At 68.2% G+C, this 17,882-nt stretch carries 18 protein-coding genes, 1 tRNA gene and 3 pseudogenes; 11 read left to right on the top strand and 11 right to left on the bottom strand.

Annotated elements, in window-relative coordinates; genetic code table 11:
* Positions 1–132: 132 nt before the first annotated feature.
* From F1642_RS12955 to F1642_RS12925, 9 genes and pseudogenes are all read left to right on the top strand, one after another.
* On the top strand, positions 133–1,017 hold the full coding sequence (locus tag F1642_RS12955) for an AraC family transcriptional regulator (protein WP_045983349.1): 885 nt from the start codon (positions 133–135) through the stop codon (positions 1,015–1,017).
* A 96-nt stretch (positions 1,018–1,113) separates the two neighbouring features.
* On the top strand, positions 1,114–2,031 hold the full coding sequence (locus F1642_RS12950) for an ABC transporter substrate-binding protein (RefSeq protein WP_046001452.1): 918 nt from the start codon (positions 1,114–1,116) through the stop codon (positions 2,029–2,031).
* A gap of 50 nt (positions 2,032–2,081) precedes the next feature.
* Positions 2,082–2,462, top strand: coding sequence for an ATP-binding cassette domain-containing protein (locus F1642_RS16010; RefSeq protein ID WP_255522442.1), 381 nt, complete (start codon positions 2,082–2,084; stop codon positions 2,460–2,462).
* Positions 2,371–3,105 carry an ATP-binding cassette domain-containing protein gene (locus F1642_RS16005; RefSeq protein WP_255522441.1) on the top strand — a complete coding sequence of 245 codons (735 nt, stop codon included), beginning with the start codon at positions 2,371–2,373 and terminating at the stop codon, positions 3,103–3,105. The genes F1642_RS16010 and F1642_RS16005 overlap by 92 nt, the downstream gene beginning before the upstream one ends.
* A gap of 26 nt (positions 3,106–3,131) precedes the next feature.
* On the top strand, positions 3,132–3,584 hold the full coding sequence (locus tag F1642_RS16000; RefSeq protein WP_370582877.1) for an ATP-binding cassette domain-containing protein: 453 nt from the start codon (positions 3,132–3,134) through the stop codon (positions 3,582–3,584).
* A pseudogene (locus tag F1642_RS16585) lies at positions 3,574–4,537 on the top strand (ABC transporter permease). The gene F1642_RS16000 and the pseudogene F1642_RS16585 overlap by 11 nt, the downstream one beginning before the upstream one ends.
* A complete protein-coding gene (locus tag F1642_RS12935; protein WP_194886415.1) occupies positions 4,537–6,156 on the top strand; it encodes an FGGY-family carbohydrate kinase in 1,620 nt (539 codons plus the stop codon). The pseudogene F1642_RS16585 and the gene F1642_RS12935 overlap by 1 nt, the downstream one beginning before the upstream one ends.
* On the top strand, positions 6,140–6,853 hold the full coding sequence (locus F1642_RS12930) for an SDR family oxidoreductase (protein WP_194886414.1): 714 nt from the start codon (positions 6,140–6,142) through the stop codon (positions 6,851–6,853). Before F1642_RS12935 ends, F1642_RS12930 begins: the two co-directional genes overlap by 17 nt.
* A gap of 26 nt (positions 6,854–6,879) precedes the next feature.
* A complete protein-coding gene (locus F1642_RS12925) occupies positions 6,880–7,608 on the top strand; it encodes an SDR family oxidoreductase (protein WP_046001279.1) in 729 nt (242 codons plus the stop codon).
* Here F1642_RS12925 and hydA read toward each other — a convergent pair.
* Genes hydA through F1642_RS12900 form a run of 5 tightly spaced genes read right to left on the bottom strand, consistent with a single transcriptional unit; the run spans position 7,605 to position 12,482 of the window.
* A complete protein-coding gene (gene hydA, locus F1642_RS12920; protein WP_194886413.1) occupies positions 7,605–9,008 on the bottom strand; it encodes a dihydropyrimidinase in 1,404 nt (467 codons plus the stop codon). The two genes, F1642_RS12925 and hydA, sit on opposite strands and share 4 nt — an antisense overlap.
* Positions 9,005–10,234 (bottom strand): cysteine desulfurase-like protein, encoded by a 1,230-nt coding sequence (locus F1642_RS12915; protein ID WP_046001277.1) that lies wholly within the window; start codon positions 10,232–10,234, stop codon positions 9,005–9,007. Before F1642_RS12915 ends, hydA begins: the two co-directional genes overlap by 4 nt.
* 12 nt (positions 10,235–10,246) lie before the next feature.
* The gene (locus F1642_RS12910) at positions 10,247–10,984 is read right to left on the bottom strand and encodes an amino acid ABC transporter ATP-binding protein (protein WP_046001276.1); all 738 of its coding nucleotides are present in this window, start codon (positions 10,982–10,984) and stop codon (positions 10,247–10,249) included.
* Between the two features lies 1 nt (position 10,985).
* The gene (locus tag F1642_RS12905) at positions 10,986–11,657 is read right to left on the bottom strand and encodes an amino acid ABC transporter permease (RefSeq protein WP_045982421.1); all 672 of its coding nucleotides are present in this window, start codon (positions 11,655–11,657) and stop codon (positions 10,986–10,988) included.
* A gap of 45 nt (positions 11,658–11,702) precedes the next feature.
* Entirely contained in the window at positions 11,703–12,482 is a 780-nt protein-coding gene (locus F1642_RS12900; protein ID WP_194886412.1) for an ABC transporter substrate-binding protein, read from the bottom strand.
* Between the two features lie 121 nt (positions 12,483–12,603).
* Between F1642_RS12900 and F1642_RS12895 the strand changes: the two genes are divergently transcribed.
* Complete coding sequence (locus F1642_RS12895) at positions 12,604–13,332, top strand: FadR/GntR family transcriptional regulator (RefSeq protein WP_255522440.1); 729 nt, start codon at positions 12,604–12,606, stop codon at positions 13,330–13,332.
* An 81-nt stretch (positions 13,333–13,413) separates the two neighbouring features.
* Positions 13,414–13,490, top strand: a tRNA-Met gene (locus F1642_RS12890).
* Between the two features lie 69 nt (positions 13,491–13,559).
* On the opposite strand, the gene F1642_RS12885 is transcribed toward F1642_RS12890, so the two are convergent.
* From F1642_RS12885 to F1642_RS16580, 6 genes and pseudogenes are all read right to left on the bottom strand, one after another.
* Positions 13,560–13,841: a hypothetical protein gene (locus F1642_RS12885; RefSeq protein WP_139599204.1), complete on the bottom strand. Its 282-nt coding sequence runs from the start codon at positions 13,839–13,841 to the stop codon at positions 13,560–13,562.
* A 136-nt stretch (positions 13,842–13,977) separates the two neighbouring features.
* A complete protein-coding gene (locus F1642_RS12880) occupies positions 13,978–14,553 on the bottom strand; it encodes a YceI family protein (RefSeq protein ID WP_045982427.1) in 576 nt (191 codons plus the stop codon).
* A 95-nt stretch (positions 14,554–14,648) separates the two neighbouring features.
* Entirely contained in the window at positions 14,649–15,803 is a 1,155-nt protein-coding gene (locus F1642_RS12875; protein WP_194886411.1) for a cytochrome b/b6 domain-containing protein, read from the bottom strand.
* An 88-nt stretch (positions 15,804–15,891) separates the two neighbouring features.
* Positions 15,892–16,993: pseudogene (locus tag F1642_RS12870) on the bottom strand (Gfo/Idh/MocA family protein).
* On the bottom strand, positions 16,986–17,462 hold the full coding sequence (locus tag F1642_RS12865) for a UTRA domain-containing protein (protein WP_370582876.1): 477 nt from the start codon (positions 17,460–17,462) through the stop codon (positions 16,986–16,988). The pseudogene F1642_RS12870 and the gene F1642_RS12865 overlap by 8 nt, the downstream one beginning before the upstream one ends.
* 121 nt (positions 17,463–17,583) lie before the next feature.
* A pseudogene (locus F1642_RS16580) lies at positions 17,584–17,664 on the bottom strand (GntR family transcriptional regulator); the annotation flags it as partial.
* Positions 17,665–17,882 lie beyond the last annotated feature (218 nt).

Raw genomic sequence — 17,882 nt, 5'->3', positions numbered from 1 at the left:
GTCAAAAAAGTATCTGAAGATTCGCCGTGCCGTCGTGGCCGCGTCCCGACCACCCGTGCTAGCAAAGGTCCAGCGCCTTGGAGGGCCGGCATCGCAGCAGCGGGCCGTGCTGGCGCGGAGAGGGGGAACGCGATGCAGCCAGATCTGGAACTGGTCCATATCCGCAAGGGTGAATCCTTTGCCGCGTGGCAGCACGGCTATCCCTTCCGCACGGTCCGCTGGCACTTCCATCCGGAATACGAGATCCATCTGGTCGTCGCGACCTCGGGCAAGTTCTATATCGGCGACCATGTCGGCGAATTCGGGCCGGGCCAGCTGATCATGACCGGACCGAACCTGCCCCAGAACTGGATCAGCGACATCCGCCCCGGACAGATCGTGCCCTGCCGCACCAAGGTCATCCAGTTCCCCGAAAGCTTCATCGAGGCCGCCCGCGGGGCATTCCCCGAGCTGGAATCCGCCCGGCACCTGCTGGAGCGCAGCCGCCGGGGCCTGCTGTTCGACGACGACACCTCGCGTGCGGTGATGCCGCTGATGGGCAAGCTGATCGACGCGCGCGGCGTGCGCCGGCTGGGGCTGTTCTTCCAGATCCTGGACCTGCTGGCGACGGCGCCCAAGGCGCAGACGCTGGCCAGCCTGAGCTTTGTCATGGACATGCAGCGGGCCGAGGAATCGGACATGAACCGCGCCTTGGGCCATCTGCGGGAAAACCTGCTGGACGCGGTCAGCGAAACGGAACTGGCCGACCTGACCGGACAGAGCCAAAGCGCGTTCTCGCGGTCGTTCAAGCGCCATACCGGGACCACGCTGGTCCGCTATCGCAACCAGATGCGGATCGACCTGGCCTGTCACATGCTGCTGTCGGACCCCGACGCCAAGGTCGCCGATATCTGCTTTGACGTGGGCTTTTCGAACCTGTCGAACTTCAACCGCCATTTCCTCAAGCTGAAGAAGATGTCGCCGTCGGAATTCCGCGCGACCTTCGCCGCCAACCAGACGATCCGCATGGCCAGCTGAACCCGCCACACCACCCCATACCCTGCGCGACGCGGTTCCCCATGCGGGCCGCGACCGGAGGGGGACTGCCGACTGCACATCGAAGGGAGGACTATGATGAACACCTTGCTCAAGACCGTATCCGCCGCCGCGCTGGGCTTTGTCGCCTCGGCCGGCCTTGCCGCCGCCCAGGACGACACGCTGAAGATCGGCATGACGTTCCAGGAGATGAACAACCCCTATTTCGTGTCCATGCAAGAGGCCCTGAACGAGGCCGCCGCCCAGATCGGCGCCGAGGTCATCGTGACCGACGCGGGCCATGACGTGGCCAAGCAGATCTCGGACGTCGAGGACATGCTGCAGCAGGGCATCGACATCCTGCTGCTGAACCCCACCGACAGCGCGGGCGTCGAATCGGCGGTGCGCATGGCCAAGGACCAGGGCGTGATCGTGGTCGCGGTCGACGCCAACGCCAACGGCCCGGTCGACACCTTCGTGGGCTCCAAGAACCGCGACGCGGGCTATCAGTCCTGCGCCTATCTGGCCGAGGCCCTGGGCGGCCAGGGAGAGGTCGCCATCCTAGACGGCATCCCGGTCGTGCCGATCCTGCAGCGCGTCGAGGGCTGCAAGGAGGCCCTGGCCGAGCACGAGGGCATCACCCTGGTCGACACCCAGAACGGCCGCCAGGACCGGTCCGTCGCCCTGGGCGTGGTCGAGAACATGATCCAGTCGCACCAGAATCTAGCCGGCATCTTCTCGGTCAACGACGGCGGTGCGATGGGTGCGCTGGCCGCGATCCAGGGGTCGGGCCGCGACATCAAGCTGACCTCGGTCGACGGCGCCCCCGAGGCGGTCAAGGCCATCGCCGACGGCGGCCCGTTCATCCAGACCACCGCGCAGTTCCCGCGCGACCAGGTCCGCGTGGGCCTGGGCATGGCGCTGGCCCAGTACTGGGGCGCGCGCGTGGTACCGACCGAGGTGCCGATCGACGTGCGCACGGTCGATGCCGAGAACGCGGCCGACTTCAGCTGGTGACGGACCCGGCCGCGCCCCCGACGGGGCGCGGCCGAACGAAAGGGGGCAAGATGCTGGAACTCAGGGGAATACGCAAAAGCTTTGGCCGGATCGAGGTCCTGCATGGCGTGGACCTGCATGTCCGCGCCGGAGAAGTGCACGCCCTTCTGGGCGAGAACGGCGCCGGGAAATCGACGCTGATGAAGATCGTCAGCGGCATCATCCAGCCCTCGGACGGCCAGATCCTGATCGATGGAGAGCCGCGCAGCTTTGCCACCTATGACGCGGCAATCGCGGCGGGCGTCGGCATCGTGTTCCAGGAATTCAGCCTGATCCCCGGCCCTGACCGCGGTCGAGAACATGTTCCTGGCCCGCGAGATGCGCGGCCCCCTGGGCCTTCTGGACCGCAAGGCGATGCGGGTCCGCGCGCAGGCGATCCTGCGGCGGCTTGAGGTCGACCTGCCGCTGGACGTGCCCATCGCGCGCCTGTCGGTCGCCGAACAGCAGTTTGTCGAGATCGCCAAGGCGCTGTCGCTGGACGCCCGCATCCTGGTCCTGGACGAACCCACCGCGACCCTGACCCCGTCCGAGACGGAACACCTGTTCAAGGTCATGCGCGAACTGCGCGCCGCCGGGGTGGCCATCGTCTTCATCTCTCACCACCTGGACGAAATATTCGAGATCTGCGACCGCATCACCGTGCTGCGCGACGGCGAATATGTCGGCAGCACCGATGTCGCCGACGTTACCATCGACCGCCTGGTCGAGATGATGGTCGGCCGCCGCATCGAGAACAGCTTTCCCCCCAAGCCCGCCCGCGACCCCGCGGCCCCCGTCGTGCTGGAGGCGGTCGAGGTGCAGCTGCGTCGCGGCGGCCCGGTGTCGTCCTTTCAGCTGCGCGCCGGAGAGATCCTGGGCTTTGCCGGGCTGGTCGGATCGGGGCGCACCGAGACCGTCCTGTCGATCCTGGGCGAATATCCCGCCGCGCGCTGCAAGATCCGCGTGGACGGCGCCGAGGCGCGCCTGCGCGACCCGGCCGACGGGCTGGCCCGCGGTATCGGCCTTCTGCCCGAAAGCCGCAAGGAACAGGGCTGATCACGGCCTTTTCCATCCTGCAGAACGTGTCGGTGAACAACTACGGCAAATATCGCCAGGCCCATTGGTTCATCGACTTCAAGAAGGAACTGGCCTCGACCCGGGCCGCGATGGAGCAGGTGCGCGTCAAGGCCCAGGGCCCCCGCGCCCGCGTCGACACCCTGTCGGGCGGCAACCAGCAGAAGGTCGTCATCGCCCGCTGGCTGAACCACCAGATGCGGGTGCTGATCTTCGACGAACCCACGCGCGGCATCGATGTCGGCGCAAAGGCCGAAATCTATCAGCTGATGCGCCGGTTCACGGCGCAGGGATACGCCATCATCATGATCTCGTCAGAATTGCCGGAAGTCATCGGCATGGCCGACCGGGTCTGCGTCTTCCGCTCTGGCGGGATCGTCGCGACGGTCGAGGGGGACGCGATCACCTCGGAAGGGATCATGACACATGCAACCACGGGAAAGGTCCACCATGTCGCATGACGCAAACACCGCCAGGCACCGCGCCTTTGACTGGCTGCTGCATTCGCCGCTGGCGCTGCCCCTGGTCGGGCTGATCGTGGTGTCGGTGCTGATGGCCTTCGCCAGCGACAACTTCTTCACCGTGAACAACATCCTGAACGTGCTGCGGCAGGTGTCGGTCGTGGGCATCCTGGCGGTGGGCATGACCTTCGTCATCCTGACCGGCGGGATCGACCTGTCGGTGGGCGCGGTCATGGCGTTGGCCGGCACGGTCGCGGCCGGGATCATGGTCAACATGGGCCTGCCCGGCGGGGGTGGGCATCGCCGCCGCCCTGCTGGTCGGGCTGGGGCTGGGGCTGTTCAACGGCGTGCTGGTGGCCTGGGGCAAGATGCCCGCAATCATCGTGACCCTGGCCACGATGGGCATCGCCCGCGGGCTGGGCCTGATCTATTCGGGCGGCTATCCGATCAGCGGGCTGCCGGGCTGGGTGTCCTGGTTCGGCGTGGGCCGGGTGGGCATCATGCCCGTGCCGGTGATCATCATGATCGTCGTCTATGCACTGGCCTGGCTGCTGCTGCAGCGCACGCCCTTCGGCCGCCACGTCTATGCCATCGGCGGCAACGAGACCGCCGCCCGCCTGTCCGGCGTGCGCACCCGGCTGGTCAAGCTGGCGGTCTATGCCATCTCGGGGCTGACCGCGTCGCTGGCCGCCATCGTGCTGACCGGCCGCCTGATGAGCGGCCAGCCCAACGCCGGGGTGGGATTCGAGCTGGACGCCATCGCCGCGGTCGTCCTGGGCGGCACGGCCATCGCCGGTGGGCGCGGGCTGATCCTGGGCACGCTGATCGGCGCGGTGCTGCTGGGCATCCTGAACAACGGCCTGAACCTGGTGGGCATCAACCCCTACATGCAGGACGTGATCAAGGGCCTGATCATCCTTCTGGCGATCTATATCGGGCGGGAATGGCGCTGATGGACCGGTACCTGATCGGCATCGACGTCGGCACCGGATCGGCGCGGGCGGGCGTGTTCGACGCCACGGGCGCCGCGCTTGGCACCGGGAAATGCGACATCGCCATGCACCGCCCCGACGGGGTGATCGCCGAACAGTCCAGCGCGCAGGTCTGGGACGCGGTCTGCGCCGCGACCCGCGCCGCGGTGGCCCAGGCCGGGATCGACGCGGCCCGCGTGGCAGGCATCGGGTTCGACGCCACCTGTTCGCTGGTGGTGGTGGGCGATATGCCCCTAGGCGTGGGCGACCCCGCCCATCCCGACCGCGACATCATCGTTTGGATGGACCACCGCGCGGTCGACCAGGCGGCGCGCATCAATGCGGGCGGGCACGATGTCCTGCGCTATGTCGGCGGGCGCATCTCTCCCGAGATGGAGACGCCAAAGCTGCTGTGGCTCCGCGAGAACCGGCCCCAGGTCTTTGACGCGGCGCGCCATTTCTTCGACCTGACCGATTTTTTGACCTGGAAGGCCACGGACAGCACCGCGCGGTCGACCTGCACGGTGACCTGCAAATGGACCTATCTGGCGCATGAGGACCGGTGGGACGCCGATTACTTCCGCGCCATCGGCCTGGGCGTGCTGGCCGACGAAGGCTTCGCCCGCATCGGCACGCAGGTCGTGCCGCCCGCCACGCCCCTTGGCGCGGGCCTGACCGCCGATGCGGCGCGCGCCATGGGCCTGCGGCCCGGCATCGCCGTCGGCGCAGGGCTGATCGACGCGCATGCGGGCGGGGTCGGCACCGTGGCCGCGATGGGCGATCCGGTCGACACGGTGGGCTATGTGTTCGGCACATCGTCCTGCACCATGACCACGACGCAGGACCCGGCCTTCGTGCCGGGTGTCTGGGGGCCCTATTTCTCGGCCATGGTGCCGGGCATGTGGCTGAACGAGGGCGGGCAGTCGGTCGCGGGCGCGGCCATCGACCACCTGCTGCGCCTGCATCCCGCCCACGACCAGGCGACCGATGCTGCCCGCGCGCAGGGCCGGTCCCTGCCCGAATGGTTGGCGGACCAGGCCGCGCCCGACGCCGTGCGGCAGGCGGCCCACCTGCATGTGGTGCCGGAATTCCTGGGCAACCGTGCGCCCTTTGCCGACCCCCATGCCCGCGCCATCGTCAGCGGCCAGGGGATGGACACGGACCTGGCATCCCTGATCTCGCTGTATGTCGCGGGGGTCTGCGGGCTGGGTTACGGCCTGCGCCAGATCATCGCGACCCAGGCCGCCCACGGGGCACCGGTCGCGCGCATCGCCATCAGCGGCGGCGCGGGACGCCATCCGCTGATCCGCCAGCTACTGGCCGATGCGACGGGCCTGCCCGTGGATGCCGCGGCGGCGGACGAGCCCGTGCTGCTGGGCGCGGCCATGCTGGGCGCGGTCGCGGGCGGGGTGTTCCCCGACCTGGCATCGGCCATGCCCGCCATGTCGCGCGTCCTGACCACCCATCATCCCGACCCCGACAGCCAGCGGCTGCACGCCGCGCGCCATCGGGCCTTCCTGACGCTTCAGGCCACCGCCCGCGACCTGCGCGGCGACATCGACGCTGCATTGAGAGGAGACCACGATGCCCTTCACGGATAGATCCGTCATCATCACCGGCGCAGGCAAGGGCATCGGCCGGGCCACTGCCATCCTGCTGGCCGAACGCGGCGCGCGGGTCACGGCCATCAGCCGCACGCAATCCGATCTGGACAGCCTGGACGCCCGGGCCATCGTGGCCGACCTGTCCGACCCCGCGGCGGCGCGCGATGCCATGGCCCAGGCCGGGACCTGCGATTTCCTGGTCAACTGCGCCGGCACCAACGTGCTGGAGGGGCTGCTGGATCTGACCGACGCGGGCTATGACACGGTGATGGACATCAACCTGCGCAGCGCGCTGATCTGCGCGCAGGAGTTCGCCCGCGCCCGGATCGCCGCGGGCGGCGGCGGGGCCATCGTCAACGTCACCAGCATCGCAGGCCATCGCGGCTTTCCCGACCACGTCGCCTATGCCGCGTCCAAGGCCGGGCTGGAGGGCGCGACCCGCGTCATGGCGCGCGAACTGGGTCTCCACGGCATCCGCGCCGTGGCCATCGCGCCCACCGTCACGCTGACCGAACTGGCCGCCGCCGCCTGGAGCGCGCCGGCCAAGCGCGACCCGATGATGGCCCGCCACCCGATGGGCCGATTTGCCGAGGCCGAGGACGTGGCCCGCGCCATCGCGCTGCTGCTGTCGGACGATGCGGGCCTGATCACCGGGGCGGTCCTGCCCCTCGACGGCGGCTTCCTGGCCGTCTGACCGAACACCATCCCAAGGAGAATACCATGTCCCAAGACCTGCACGGCAAGGTTGCCGCGATCACCGGGGCCGCATCGGGCATCGGGCTGGCCGCCACGCGCGCCCTGCTGGAGGCAGGCGCCCGCGTGGTGCTGGTCGACCGCAACGCCGATGCCCTGGACGCGCTGACGCGCGAGCTGGGCGCAGACGCGATCGCCCAGGTCACCGACCTGCTGGACGCGGACAGCTGCAACGCGATGGTGCCGCAGATCCTGGACAAGGTCGGCCAGATCGACATCATGCTGTGCAACGCGGGCAGCTATATCGGTGGCGATCTGGTCGATACCAACCCGGCCGCCATCGACCGCATGCTGAACCTGAACGTCAACGCGGTGATGAAGAACGTCCATGCGGTGGCCCCCCACATGATCGAACGCGGCACGGGCGACATCATCGTCACCAGCTCCATCGCCGGACACGCGCCGATCCACGTCGAGCCGGTCTATACCGCGTCGAAATGGGCCGTGACCTGTTTCGTCCAGACCATGCGCCGCCAGCTGATGGGCCACGGCGTGCGGGTGGGACAGGTCTCTCCGGGGCCGGTCATCTCGGCCCTGCTGGCGGATTGGGAACCCGAACGCCTGCAGCGCATGAAGGATGCCGGCGCCCTGATCGAACCGGTCGAGGTCGCGGACGCGCTGATGTACATGCTGACGCGCCCGCGCAACGTGACGATCCGCGACATGATCGTGCTGCCCAGCAACTTCGACGTCTAGGCGAACGCCCCGCTGGTGGCGCGCGACAGGTGCCCCCCGGTGGGATCGCCCACCGGGACGCCGTCCTGCGCGATGGTCCGGCCGCGCAGCAGGGTGCGGACCGGCCAGCCGGTGATCTCCATCCCCTCATAGGGCGTGTAGTCGCAGCCGTGGTTCAGCTGCGCCTGTCGGATCGGCCGGGTCAGGGTCGGGTCCCACAGCGCCAGGTCGGCATCCGCGCCGATGGCGATGCTGCCCTTCTGCGGATAAAGGCCATAGAGCCGCGCGGGGTTGGTCGCGGTCAGCGCCACGAACCGCTGCAGGCTGATGCGCCCCTTGCCGACACCTTCGGAAAACAGGATCGGCAGGCGGGTTTCAACCCCCGGAATGCCGTTCGGCACGTATTTGAAAGACGATCGCGCGCGGGGCGTGTCCTTGCCCGTGGCGTCGATGCGAAACGGGCAATGGTCGGACGAGAAGATGTCGAAGGTCCCGTCCCGCAGCCCCTGCCAGATCGCCGCCTGGCTGTCCGCATCGCGCGGCGGCGGGGAACAGACGTATTTCGCGCCGTCGAAATCCATGTTCAACCCGCGCAGGTCGTCGGCGGTCAGGGCGACATATTGGGGGCAGGTTTCGGCGTGAACTTTTAGGCCGCGGGCACGGGCCCACTGGATCTGCTCCATCGGGTCTCGGCCCGAGACATGGACGATCACCACCGGCACGTCGATCAGCTGGGCGTGGCTGATGGCGCGGTGCGTGGCCTCGCGTTCGGCGATCTGGGCGTGGGCCTGACCGTGGTAATAGGGCGCGGTGCGGCCCTCGGCCTCCAGGCGGCGGGTCAGGTGCCGGATCGCGTCATGCCCCTCGGCATGGACCATGACCAGGGCGCGTTCGCGGCGCGCCACCTCGAACACGTCCAGGATCTGGGCGTCGTTCAGGACCAGGTCGTCATAGGTCATGAAGACCTTGAAGGACGTGTACCCGTCGCGGACCAGCGCCGGCAATTCTTGCCCCAGCACCTGCGGGGTTGGGTCGCTGACGATCAGGTGGAACGACACGTCGGTGTGGCAATGCCCCTGCGCCTTCTGGTGGTACTCCTCGACGCAGGCGCGCAACGACCGGCCCTTGATCTGCAGCGCAAAGGGCAGCACGGTCGTGTTGCCCCCCGCCGCCGCCGACCGGGTGCCGCTGGCGAAGCCGTCCGCCATGGTGGTGCCGTCCGAGGTCGGCTGGTCCAGATGTACATGCGCGTCGATCCCGCCCGGCAGGACCAGCAGCCCCGTGGCGTCGATCAGCTCGGCCCCGGTCAGCCCCTGCCCGATCTGCGCGATGCGCCCGTCGCGGATGCCGATATCGGCGGCATAACTGTCGGCGGCGGTGACGACCGTGCCGCCCGCGATGATCAGGTCCAGCCCGCTCATGCGACGATCCGGGCCAGCGCGTCGGTCAGGCGGTCGACCTGATCCAGCGTGTTGTAATGCACCATCGACACGCGCAGCACGCCGCCGTCCTGATCCTCGCCCAGATGCTCGACCAGGCGGCGCGAATGGAAATCGCCGAAGCGCATGGCGATGCCGTGATCGTCCATCGCGCGGGCGACGGCGCCGGAATCGACACCGTCGAACTTGAAGGCGATGGTCGGCACGCGGGTGCTGTCGCGGTTGACCGATCCGCCGATGACGCGGCAGTCGTTGCGCGCCGACAGCCAGGCCAGCAGGCGGTCGGTCAGCGCATCCTCCTGCGCGGTGATCAGATCGAAGGCGGCCTCCAGCAGGGCGCGGTCGTCGCCCGTCGCGCCGTGGTGGCGGGCCAGCGTGGTCAGGTATTCAAGGATGCCGTCGGTGGCATAGGCGGCCTCATAGCTGGGATTGCCGGGCTCCAGCTTGGCCGAAACCTTATCCTTGCCATAGAAGTAGTGGTACAGCCCGTCCAGTTCGGCCAGCAGGTCGTATTTTCCGTACATCAGCGCCCCGTGCGGGCCATAGGCCTTGTAGAGGCTGAAGACATAGTAATCGACATCCCAGGCCTGCACGTCGATCAGCCGGTGCGGCGCATAGGCTACCGCATCGACGCAGATCCGTGCGCCGCGGTCATGGACGAAGCGCGCGAAATCCGCGACGGGATGCACCTGCCCCAGGATGTTGGACACATGCGTCACGCAAACCAGACGGGTGCGGTCGGTCATCAGCGGGGCCAGATCGGCCAGCTGCAGGTCCATCGTGTCCGCGTTCAGCGGCCAGACCTTGATGACGACGCCGAATTCCTCCAGCCGGGTCCAGGGGCCGATGTTGCTTTCGTGATCGGCCATGGTGACGATGACCTCGTCGCCCGGCACGAACTGACGGCGCATGGCCTGCATCAGATTGCCCATCAGCACCGTGGTCGAGGGGCCGAAGACGATCTCCTCGGGGCGGGCGGCATTGACCAGCGTCGCGGCGGCGCGACGGCCCGCCATCAGCGCCTCGGCCGCAGCCTGCGACACCGCATAGCTGCCCCCGATCTGGACGTTGCGATGGGTCAGGAACTCGACCATGCGGTCCAGCGCGGGCTGGGCGATCTGCGCGCCGCCGGCATTGTCGAAGAACACCCAGTCCTGCGTTAGGCCGGGAAATTGGGACTGCACATAGGCCATGTCCAGCTGTGTCATCGGGGTCGTCCTTCAGTGGTTCAGCACGGCGCCAAGAAAATTGCGCGTGCGTGGTTCTTGGGGGTCGGACAGCACCTGCGCGGGCGGTCCCTGTTCGACGATCTGGCCCGCATCCATGAAGATGACGCGGTCGGCCACCTGGGAGGCAAAGCCCATCTCGTGCGTGACGACGATCATGGTGGTGCCCGTTCGGGCCAGATCGCGCATGACGTCCAGCACCTCGCCCACCATTTCCGGGTCCAGCGCGCTGGTCGGTTCGTCGAACAGCATCACCTGCGGCTCCATCGCCAGTGCCCGTGCGATGGCGACGCGCTGCTGCTGGCCGCCGGACAGATTCTCGGGGTACTTGTCAGCCTGGCTGGAAATGCCCACGCGGGCCAGCAGGCGGTCGGCCTGGGCCGCGGCATCCGCCCGCGTGGTGCGGCGCACGCGGCGGGGCGCCAGCATGACGTTTTCACGCACCGTCAGATGCGGGAACAGGTTGAAGGACTGGAACACCATGCCCACCTCGGCCCGCACCTTGGCCAGCGCGCGGCCGGTGGTGACGGAGGTGCCGTCCACGCGGATCTCGCTTGCGGGGTCGAACCCCTCCAGGCGGTTGATGCAGCGGATCAGGGTTGATTTGCCGGACCCCGACGGGCCGATGATGCACACCACCTCGCCCTTGGCGACGTCCAGGTCGATGCCGCGCAGCGCCTCGAAGCTGCCATAGGATTTCCGCAGGTTGCGGATGCTGACGAAACCGGTCATCTCAGCGCCTCCGGGCCGCAAAGCGGCGTTCCATGCGCGACACCAGCGCCACCAGCGGCCACAGGAACGCGATATAGATCACCGCGGCCACGATCAGCGGCGTGGGATTGGCCGCCAGCGCCTGCGCCTGCGTCGCCTGCTTCAGCAGGTCGGGCATGGCCACGACGGATGCCAGGGCGGTGTCCTTGACCACGTTGATCGAATTGTTGGTCAGCGGCGGAATGACGATCCGCACCGCCTGCGGCAGGATCACGTCGGCCATGGTCTGGCGGCCGTTCAGGCCCAGGGCGGCGGAGGCTTCGAACTGGCCCTTGGGGATCGCCTCGATGCCCGCGCGAAAGATCTCGGCCGTATAGGCGCCCGACACCAGCGTCAGCGCGCTCATGGCGGATGCGAATGGCGACAGGCGCAGACCCACGAAGGGCAGCGCGTAATAGACGATGATCAGCAGCACCAGCAGCGGGATCGACCGGAAGATGTCGATATAGAGCCGTGTCACGAACCGGACCGGGCCGGGCCCGTACAGCCGCGCCATCGCCAGCCCCAGGCCCAGCACCAGCCCCGCGACGATGCTGGCCGCCCCCAGCTGCAGCGTGATCCACAGACCCTGCAGCAGCATGGGAAAGGTCCGCCGCATCACCTCGGCGTTCAGGAAGGTGTCGAAGATATCCATGTGCATCCCTTCGGGTCCGGGACGGGCCCGGACCCGGCTGTAGGATCAGTTGAGCGTCGGCATCGGCAGGACGGTGACGGTGGACGAATCCGCGTCGGGGGCGACGCCGAACCATTTCTCGTGCAGCTCGGCCACCACGCCCTCGGTCTTCAGCGCGTCCAGGATGGTGTTGACCTCGGTCGCCAGTTCGGCGTCCTTGGCGAACATCATCGAATACTTCTCTCCGGTCGGGATGCGTTCGACGACGGCCAGCTGCGGCTTGTCCTTGACGTAGTACTGCAGCGCCGGGATGTCCGACACGTACCCGTCGATCCGCCCCGCCTGCAGGTCCAGCATCGCGGGCGCCAGCCCCTCATAGCGGCGGATGTCGGCGAACCCGTATTCGGCCTGGTTCTCGGTCGCCCACATGTCGCCGGTCGATCCGGTGTCGACGCCGACGACCTTGTCCTTCATCTCGGCCAGCGATTTCGGCCCCTCGGCCAGGGCGGTCAGCGACTGGTCGCTGTCGTAATAGGGCTGGGCGAAGGTCACCGATTCCAGGCGTTCGTCGGTGATGGTGATGGAGCTGGTCGCGATGTCGATCCGGCCCGACTGCACGGCAGAGAACAGCCCGTTGAAGGGAATGTTCACCGTCTCGACCTCGGCGCCCATGCGGTCGGCCACGGCGGCGACCAGGTCGATCTCGAAGCCCACGAACTGGCCGGCATCGTCCTGGAACTCCCACGGGACGTTGCCGATGTTGGCGCCCACCGTCAGGGTCTCCTGTGCCGAGGCGGCAAGGGCCGAACCGGCAAGCAGCACCAGTGCCATGGCCGTGCGGCGCATCCTTTTTTCCGTGCATGATCATCTCCCCGTCTTTATGATTCTGGATTGACCGGCCAAACCGGTCTGACCAGTATCAAGCCACGGGCCGATCCGGTTTGCAATGGCCGTGGTTCCTGTGCAGATGGATGGCGGACACGATGCCGACGGAAAGGGCAATGCGCGGGTGATGTGGGACAAGGGACCGGTGACGCAGACCATCGCGCGTCGCCTGCAGGAGATGATCCGGTCGGGCGAACTCAAGGCCGGAGAGCGGCTGCCGTCGCAGCGGGTGCTGTCGGAACAGCTGAACGTGTCGCGCCCGTCGCTGCGCGAGGCGCTGCTGACGCTGGAGACCTTGGGCCTGGTCCAGACCCTGCCCGCGCGGGGGACCTTCGTGATGGACCCGGCAACGCGGCCCGCGCAGACGACATGGCGCTATGACGATGCCCACGATCTGCGCGAAGTGTTCCAGACCCGCCTGCTGATCGAGGGAGAGCTGGCGCGGCTGGCCGCATCCGCCATCACCCCCGATGCGCTGGCCGGCCTGCAATCGGCCGCCGCCCAGTTCGAGCAGGCTTGGGCGCAGGGCGACCTGGTCGCCCATGTGGACGCCGACCTGGCCCTGCATCAGGGCATCGCGCAGGCCTGCCCGAACCGGATGCTGGCCACGTTGTACAGTACCGTCAGCCAGTTGCTGACCGAGACGCAGCGCCAGCCGATCCCGAACACCGACCCCGATCGCATGGCGCAGTCCATCGCCGAACACCGCGCCATCCTAGCCGCGATGGAACGGCGCGATCCCGACGCGGCGCAGGCGCATATGCGCGACCACATCCGCAACACCGCGCGCTGCGCGGGCCTGCAGATCTAGCGCCCCGAACGCTCTGCGCGCGCTTTTTGGCAAAACCCGCTTGACGGCCCTGCGCCAGTCTTTTAGATCGCCGCTACTCGTGGCGGAGTAGCTCAGTTGGTTAGAGCAGCGGAATCATAATCCGCGTGTCGGGGGTTCGAGTCCCTCCTCCGCTACCAGTCATCCCCCCAAATGCAATCTTGTGAACCCTGCCCCAGGTGACCTGCGGGCATCTTGTCTTTTTGGGCTCACAAGGCCCCCTCGCTGCCGGAATACATCACGCCCAGGACGCGATGGGCGGCGTCGGTCCGACAGGTCCATGGCGCCTCGGCCCCGGTGACGGCGGCCTGGATGTCGGCGCCTGCCTGCGTTTCGGTCATGGTGACGACGGTGACGGCGGACAGGCCCCTGCCCACCTGGGCCGCGATGGCCGCGCGGCAGGCGGTGGCGGCGGGGCCGGTCAGGTCGTCACCGGCGCAGGCGGCCAGCGGCAGCGCCGCCAGCAGGGCAAGGATGGTCTTGGCGGTCATGCGGCGGCCTTCCGATCCAGCGGTGATTCGCGCAGACCAGTCAACCATGCCGGCCGCGACCCGGCTATCGGATCGGCGACATGCGAAAGGGCCCGCGGCGATGCCACGGGCCCCTGTCGTCACGCCGGATCGGCGATCATTCGGCGGGCATCGCCTCGACCGAGATGCGGACCTCGACCTCGTCCGACACGGCGGGGGCGAACATGCCGGCGTTGAAGTCGCTGCGCAGCAGGGTGGTGGTCGCGTCAAAGCCCAGCCAAGGCTTGTTCTCCATCGGGTGGGTGCCCTGCTGGTTCAGCGTGGTGTCCAGCACGACCTCCTTGGTGACGCCGTTCAGGGTCAGATCGCCGGTGATCAGCGCGGTGGTGTCGCCGGTGACCTCGATGCCGGTGGACTTGAAGGTCACCTCGGGGGCGGCACCCTCGGCGCCGAAGAAGTCGGGCGACAGGAAGTGCTCGTCACGGCCTGCAAAGCCGGTCATCAGCGAAGCGACGGGGAACGTCGCCTCGACCGAGGATGCGGCCGGATCCTCGGCGTCGAACATGATCGTGCCGGTGATGTCGCCGAACATGCCCGTCGTGGTCGAGAAGCCCAGGTGGCTGTAGTCGAACACGATCTGGCTGTGCGAGGTGTCCAGGCTGTAGGCCTGCGGCTCGGCCAGGGCGGCACCGGCGACAAGGGCGAAAGCGGCGGTCAGGGCGGTCGTTTTCAGCATCGGAATCTCCGTTTGTTGTGGGGGCACCATCCTTGGAAGCGGCCCGTGGGGCAACTAGCGATGCGCGAACAGGGGCTGTCAGCCAGCGCACATCACCGTGTGGCGGTCAGCGCGACGGTCAGGTCCACCTGGAACCCCACCGTGCGTTCGTCGGCATATCCCGCCCCCACCTGCCAGTCGCGGCGGTCCATCACGGCCTGCCCCTGCATCACGGCGACGCCGTCCGTGATGGTCAGATCGAAGGGCAGCGTGACGGGCATCTGCTGGTCGCGCAGGCGCAGCGGTCCTTCGGCGACATAGCCCGCGCCCTCGGGTCGGATCGTGCCCTCGAAGACCGCGGTAGGATGGGCGGCGACGTCGAAGAACTCGGCCCCCTTGGCCTGGTCGGTGACGGTGCCGATGGTGACGCTGTCCATGTTGATGGTCACCGTCACGGCGCCCGTGCCGCTGTCCGGGTCGAACGTGATCGCCGCCGTCCAGTCGGCAAAGCTGCCGGTCACGGTCGATCCCATCTGGCGCACGGCAAAGCCGAGTTCACCGTCGGTGACCTGCCATTCGGACGCCGCCTGTTCCAGCGTCGCCACCGGGGCCGCGTCGCGCGGCGCGGTGGCCAGCGCATAGGCCGCCCCCGCCCCGAAGACCGCCACCGCGACCAGCGCCGGCAGCGCGTGGCGGGCGGCGATGCCCCGGCCCGCGGGCACGCCCCGCGTCATGCGGCCCAGCACCCCGTCGCGGTCGATCACCGCATGCTTGATGGCGCCCGCCACATGCAGGACCACCGACCCGATCAGCAGGAAGGCAAAGACGTGATGCACCTGGGCCATGACCATCGCCAGGGCGGGCGATTTCGGCACCAGCGGCAGCCCCTGCCCCAGGGGCCACAGGATCGGCGCGAACCCGTCGGTCGCGGCATGTTCGATCCAGCCCGTCACCGGCACCAGCACCATCGACCCGTAAAGCGTCCAATGCACCGCCTCGGCCAGCAGGGTCTCCAGCCGGCGTTCGGGGTGGACGGGGGCGGGGTGCGTCTGGGTCAGCGCCCAGCCGATGCGCACCAGCGCCACGACCAGCGCCGCAAGACCCAGCGTCTTGTGGAACGAGAACACCTGCACCTTGAGCGCCATCTGCTCCAGCGGGATGCGTTCGGCCCACAGGCCCAGGGCAATGTTGGACAGGATGATCAGGGCGGTCAGCCAGTGCAGGCTGCGGGCGACGCTGCCATAGCTGGCTTTGGTGTTCTGGCGCATGGGGGGCCTTCGATGCGGATTTTTCCCCTGATAGCGCGTTTCGCGGATGCGCGGCACTGCCCTGACCGCACATCCGCTGTGCGGGGCGTCACAATTCGACGACGCGCCGCTCGATCATCGCGGTCTGCGCCGCCAGCCCCATGCGCACGGCCCAAATGCCGTCCTGGACGCTGACGTCGGGGCGGTCGCGCTGGCCGCGGACAAGTTCCAAGAACCCCCGGTGCTGATAGAAGGTCGAGCCGTTGTGATCCCCCGCATCCAGCAGCGTCGGGTCCACGGGGATCACGTGGACCTGCGGCCCGCGGGGTTCGCGGGGCGACACGACGACCTGCGCCACGGGCGGATCGCCCAGATGCGCGGGCCAGAAGCGCGTGGGACCGGGCACGAAGGCCTCGATCTTGCCGCGGGGGCCCACGGCGCTGATCTCCTCCTGCCAGCGCGATCCTTCGGCGAACATGCACAGCTCCAGCATGGCGCGGGTGCCGTCGGCAAAGTCCACCGCGACATAGCCGTGGTCGAAGATGTCGGGCGTCCGGCCGTCATGCACCTCGTCCAGGTGGTTCAGCGCCTGCCCGCCGGTCGCCATGACGCGGACCGGGTCCGACCCCAGTGCCAGCCGCATCAGGTCGAAGAAGTGACAGCACTTCTCGACGAACGTCCCGCCGCTGTAGCGGTTTGAAGCGGTTCCACTGCCCGACCTTGGACAGGAACGGATAGCGGTGTTCGCGGATGCTCAGCATGCGGATGCCGCCGGTGGCCTCCTGGGCCATCTCCAGCAGCCGGGCGACGGGGGGCATGTAGCGGTACTCCATCGCGACCCAGACCGGCGCCGCGTGCCGTGCGGCCAGTTCCGCCACCGCCGCCGCGTCCGACGCCTGGGTGAACAGCGGCTTTTCCACCAGCACCGGCAGCGGCCTGTGCGCGGCCACGGCCTGCAGCTGTTCGACATGGCGGTGGTTCGGGCTGGCGATCAGCAGGCAGTCCAGCCCCGGATGCGCCAGCAGGTCGGCCACGCTGTCGACCATGCGCGCACCGGGGGCCAGCGCCGCGGCGCGGGCGCGCATGGCGGCGTCGGGTTCGAAGATGGCACCGATGGCGGTACCGGGCAGCAGGGCAATGTTGCGCAGGTGTTCCTGGCCCATCATCCCGCAGCCGATCACGCCATAGGTGATCACGCGGCTGTCATGCATGGTCATGGGATCTCCTTAGACGAGGCGCTGGACGTAGAGCGCGCGGGTCGGTGTCGTACCAGGTGCGCGAGAATTCGACCGCGTCCTGGGTCTGCGCCCAGGACAGGCGCTGGATGAAGGCGGTCGTGCTGCCGGGGCGGGGCGCGAAATCGGGCGGCGCCCAGTCGGGCACGGTGCCCAAGCCGACGCGATCCTCGGCCCGGGTGATCCACAGCTTCAGCGCCCGCTTGTAGGTCAGGTACAGCGAATCCTGGACCATCTCGGGGGGAATGGCCCCGGCCCCGCCGTCCAGCCAGATCTCCTCGACCGCGATGGGGGTGTCGTCCAGAAACCGCAGGCGCCGGAACCGGGTGCCGTGATTGGCGCTGCCATAGGCGGGCTGGTCGGCATCCTTGGGATGCGATCCGACCGACAGCAGCCGCGCGCGCGGCAGGCCGCCCCCGCCCTGCGCATGTTCCAGCCGGAACATCGAATAGACCGCCCGCGTCGGTTCGCCCGCCCGGATGTAGTTCCCCGATCCCTGCCGACGGTCCCAGCAGGCCCTGCGCCTCCAGTTCGGCCAGCGCCTTGCGCAGGGTCCGCACGGTGGTGTCATGCGCCTGGGCCATCTGGCGTTCGGGCGGCAGCTTCTGGCCATTGACCAGACGACCCGCGGCGATGTCGCGAATCATCATCTCGGTGATCTGCAGGTGGATCGGCAACGCGTCCGACCGATGTTCGCCTGCCCCTGCCACGACCGTCCCCCGGTAAATTGATACACCATTGATTTACACGATGGGGGGCGCTATGCAAAGGGAAATCCGACGCCGTCCCGGGAGGAAACCATGACCGTCGTCCCCGTCACCTCAGCCGATCTGGATGCCGTCGAGGTCGCCTGGTTCGCGGCGCT

This window comes from Paracoccus sp. NBH48 (genome assembly GCF_015390265.1).
Lineage (GTDB): Bacteria > Pseudomonadota > Alphaproteobacteria > Rhodobacterales > Rhodobacteraceae > Paracoccus > Paracoccus marcusii.
The sequence above is the reverse complement of the archived record's forward strand: the minus strand, read 5'-3'. Positions and strand labels throughout refer to the sequence as shown.

What these genes read in the sequence shown, in the direction of transcription:
- F1642_RS12955 (WP_045983349.1), top strand. Translation starts at nt 133, where the DNA reads ATGCAGCCAGATCTGGAACTGGTCCATATCCGCAAGGGTGAATCCTTT.
- F1642_RS12950 (WP_046001452.1), top strand. Translation starts at nt 1,114, where the DNA reads ATGAACACCTTGCTCAAGACCGTATCCGCCGCCGCGCTGGGCTTTGTC.
- F1642_RS16010 (WP_255522442.1), top strand. Translation starts at nt 2,082, where the DNA reads ATGCTGGAACTCAGGGGAATACGCAAAAGCTTTGGCCGGATCGAGGTC.
- F1642_RS16005 (WP_255522441.1), top strand. Translation starts at nt 2,371, where the DNA reads ATGTTCCTGGCCCGCGAGATGCGCGGCCCCCTGGGCCTTCTGGACCGC.
- F1642_RS12935 (WP_194886415.1), top strand. Translation starts at nt 4,537, where the DNA reads ATGGACCGGTACCTGATCGGCATCGACGTCGGCACCGGATCGGCGCGG.
- F1642_RS12930 (WP_194886414.1), top strand. Translation starts at nt 6,140, where the DNA reads ATGCCCTTCACGGATAGATCCGTCATCATCACCGGCGCAGGCAAGGGC.
- F1642_RS12925 (WP_046001279.1), top strand. Translation starts at nt 6,880, where the DNA reads ATGTCCCAAGACCTGCACGGCAAGGTTGCCGCGATCACCGGGGCCGCA.
- hydA (WP_194886413.1), bottom strand. Translation starts at nt 9,008, where the DNA reads ATGAGCGGGCTGGACCTGATCATCGCGGGCGGCACGGTCGTCACCGCC.
- F1642_RS12915 (WP_046001277.1), bottom strand. Translation starts at nt 10,234, where the DNA reads ATGACACAGCTGGACATGGCCTATGTGCAGTCCCAATTTCCCGGCCTA.
- F1642_RS12910 (WP_046001276.1), bottom strand. Translation starts at nt 10,984, where the DNA reads ATGACCGGTTTCGTCAGCATCCGCAACCTGCGGAAATCCTATGGCAGC.
- F1642_RS12905 (WP_045982421.1), bottom strand. Translation starts at nt 11,657, where the DNA reads ATGGATATCTTCGACACCTTCCTGAACGCCGAGGTGATGCGGCGGACC.
- F1642_RS12900 (WP_194886412.1), bottom strand. Translation starts at nt 12,482, where the DNA reads ATGCGCCGCACGGCCATGGCACTGGTGCTGCTTGCCGGTTCGGCCCTT.
- F1642_RS12895 (WP_255522440.1), top strand. Translation starts at nt 12,604, where the DNA reads ATGGATGGCGGACACGATGCCGACGGAAAGGGCAATGCGCGGGTGATG.
- F1642_RS12885 (WP_139599204.1), bottom strand. Translation starts at nt 13,841, where the DNA reads ATGACCGCCAAGACCATCCTTGCCCTGCTGGCGGCGCTGCCGCTGGCC.
- F1642_RS12875 (WP_194886411.1), bottom strand. Translation starts at nt 15,803, where the DNA reads ATGCGCCAGAACACCAAAGCCAGCTATGGCAGCGTCGCCCGCAGCCTG.
- F1642_RS12865 (WP_370582876.1), bottom strand. Translation starts at nt 17,462, where the DNA reads ATGTTCCGGCTGGAACATGCGCAGGGCGGGGGCGGCCTGCCGCGCGCG.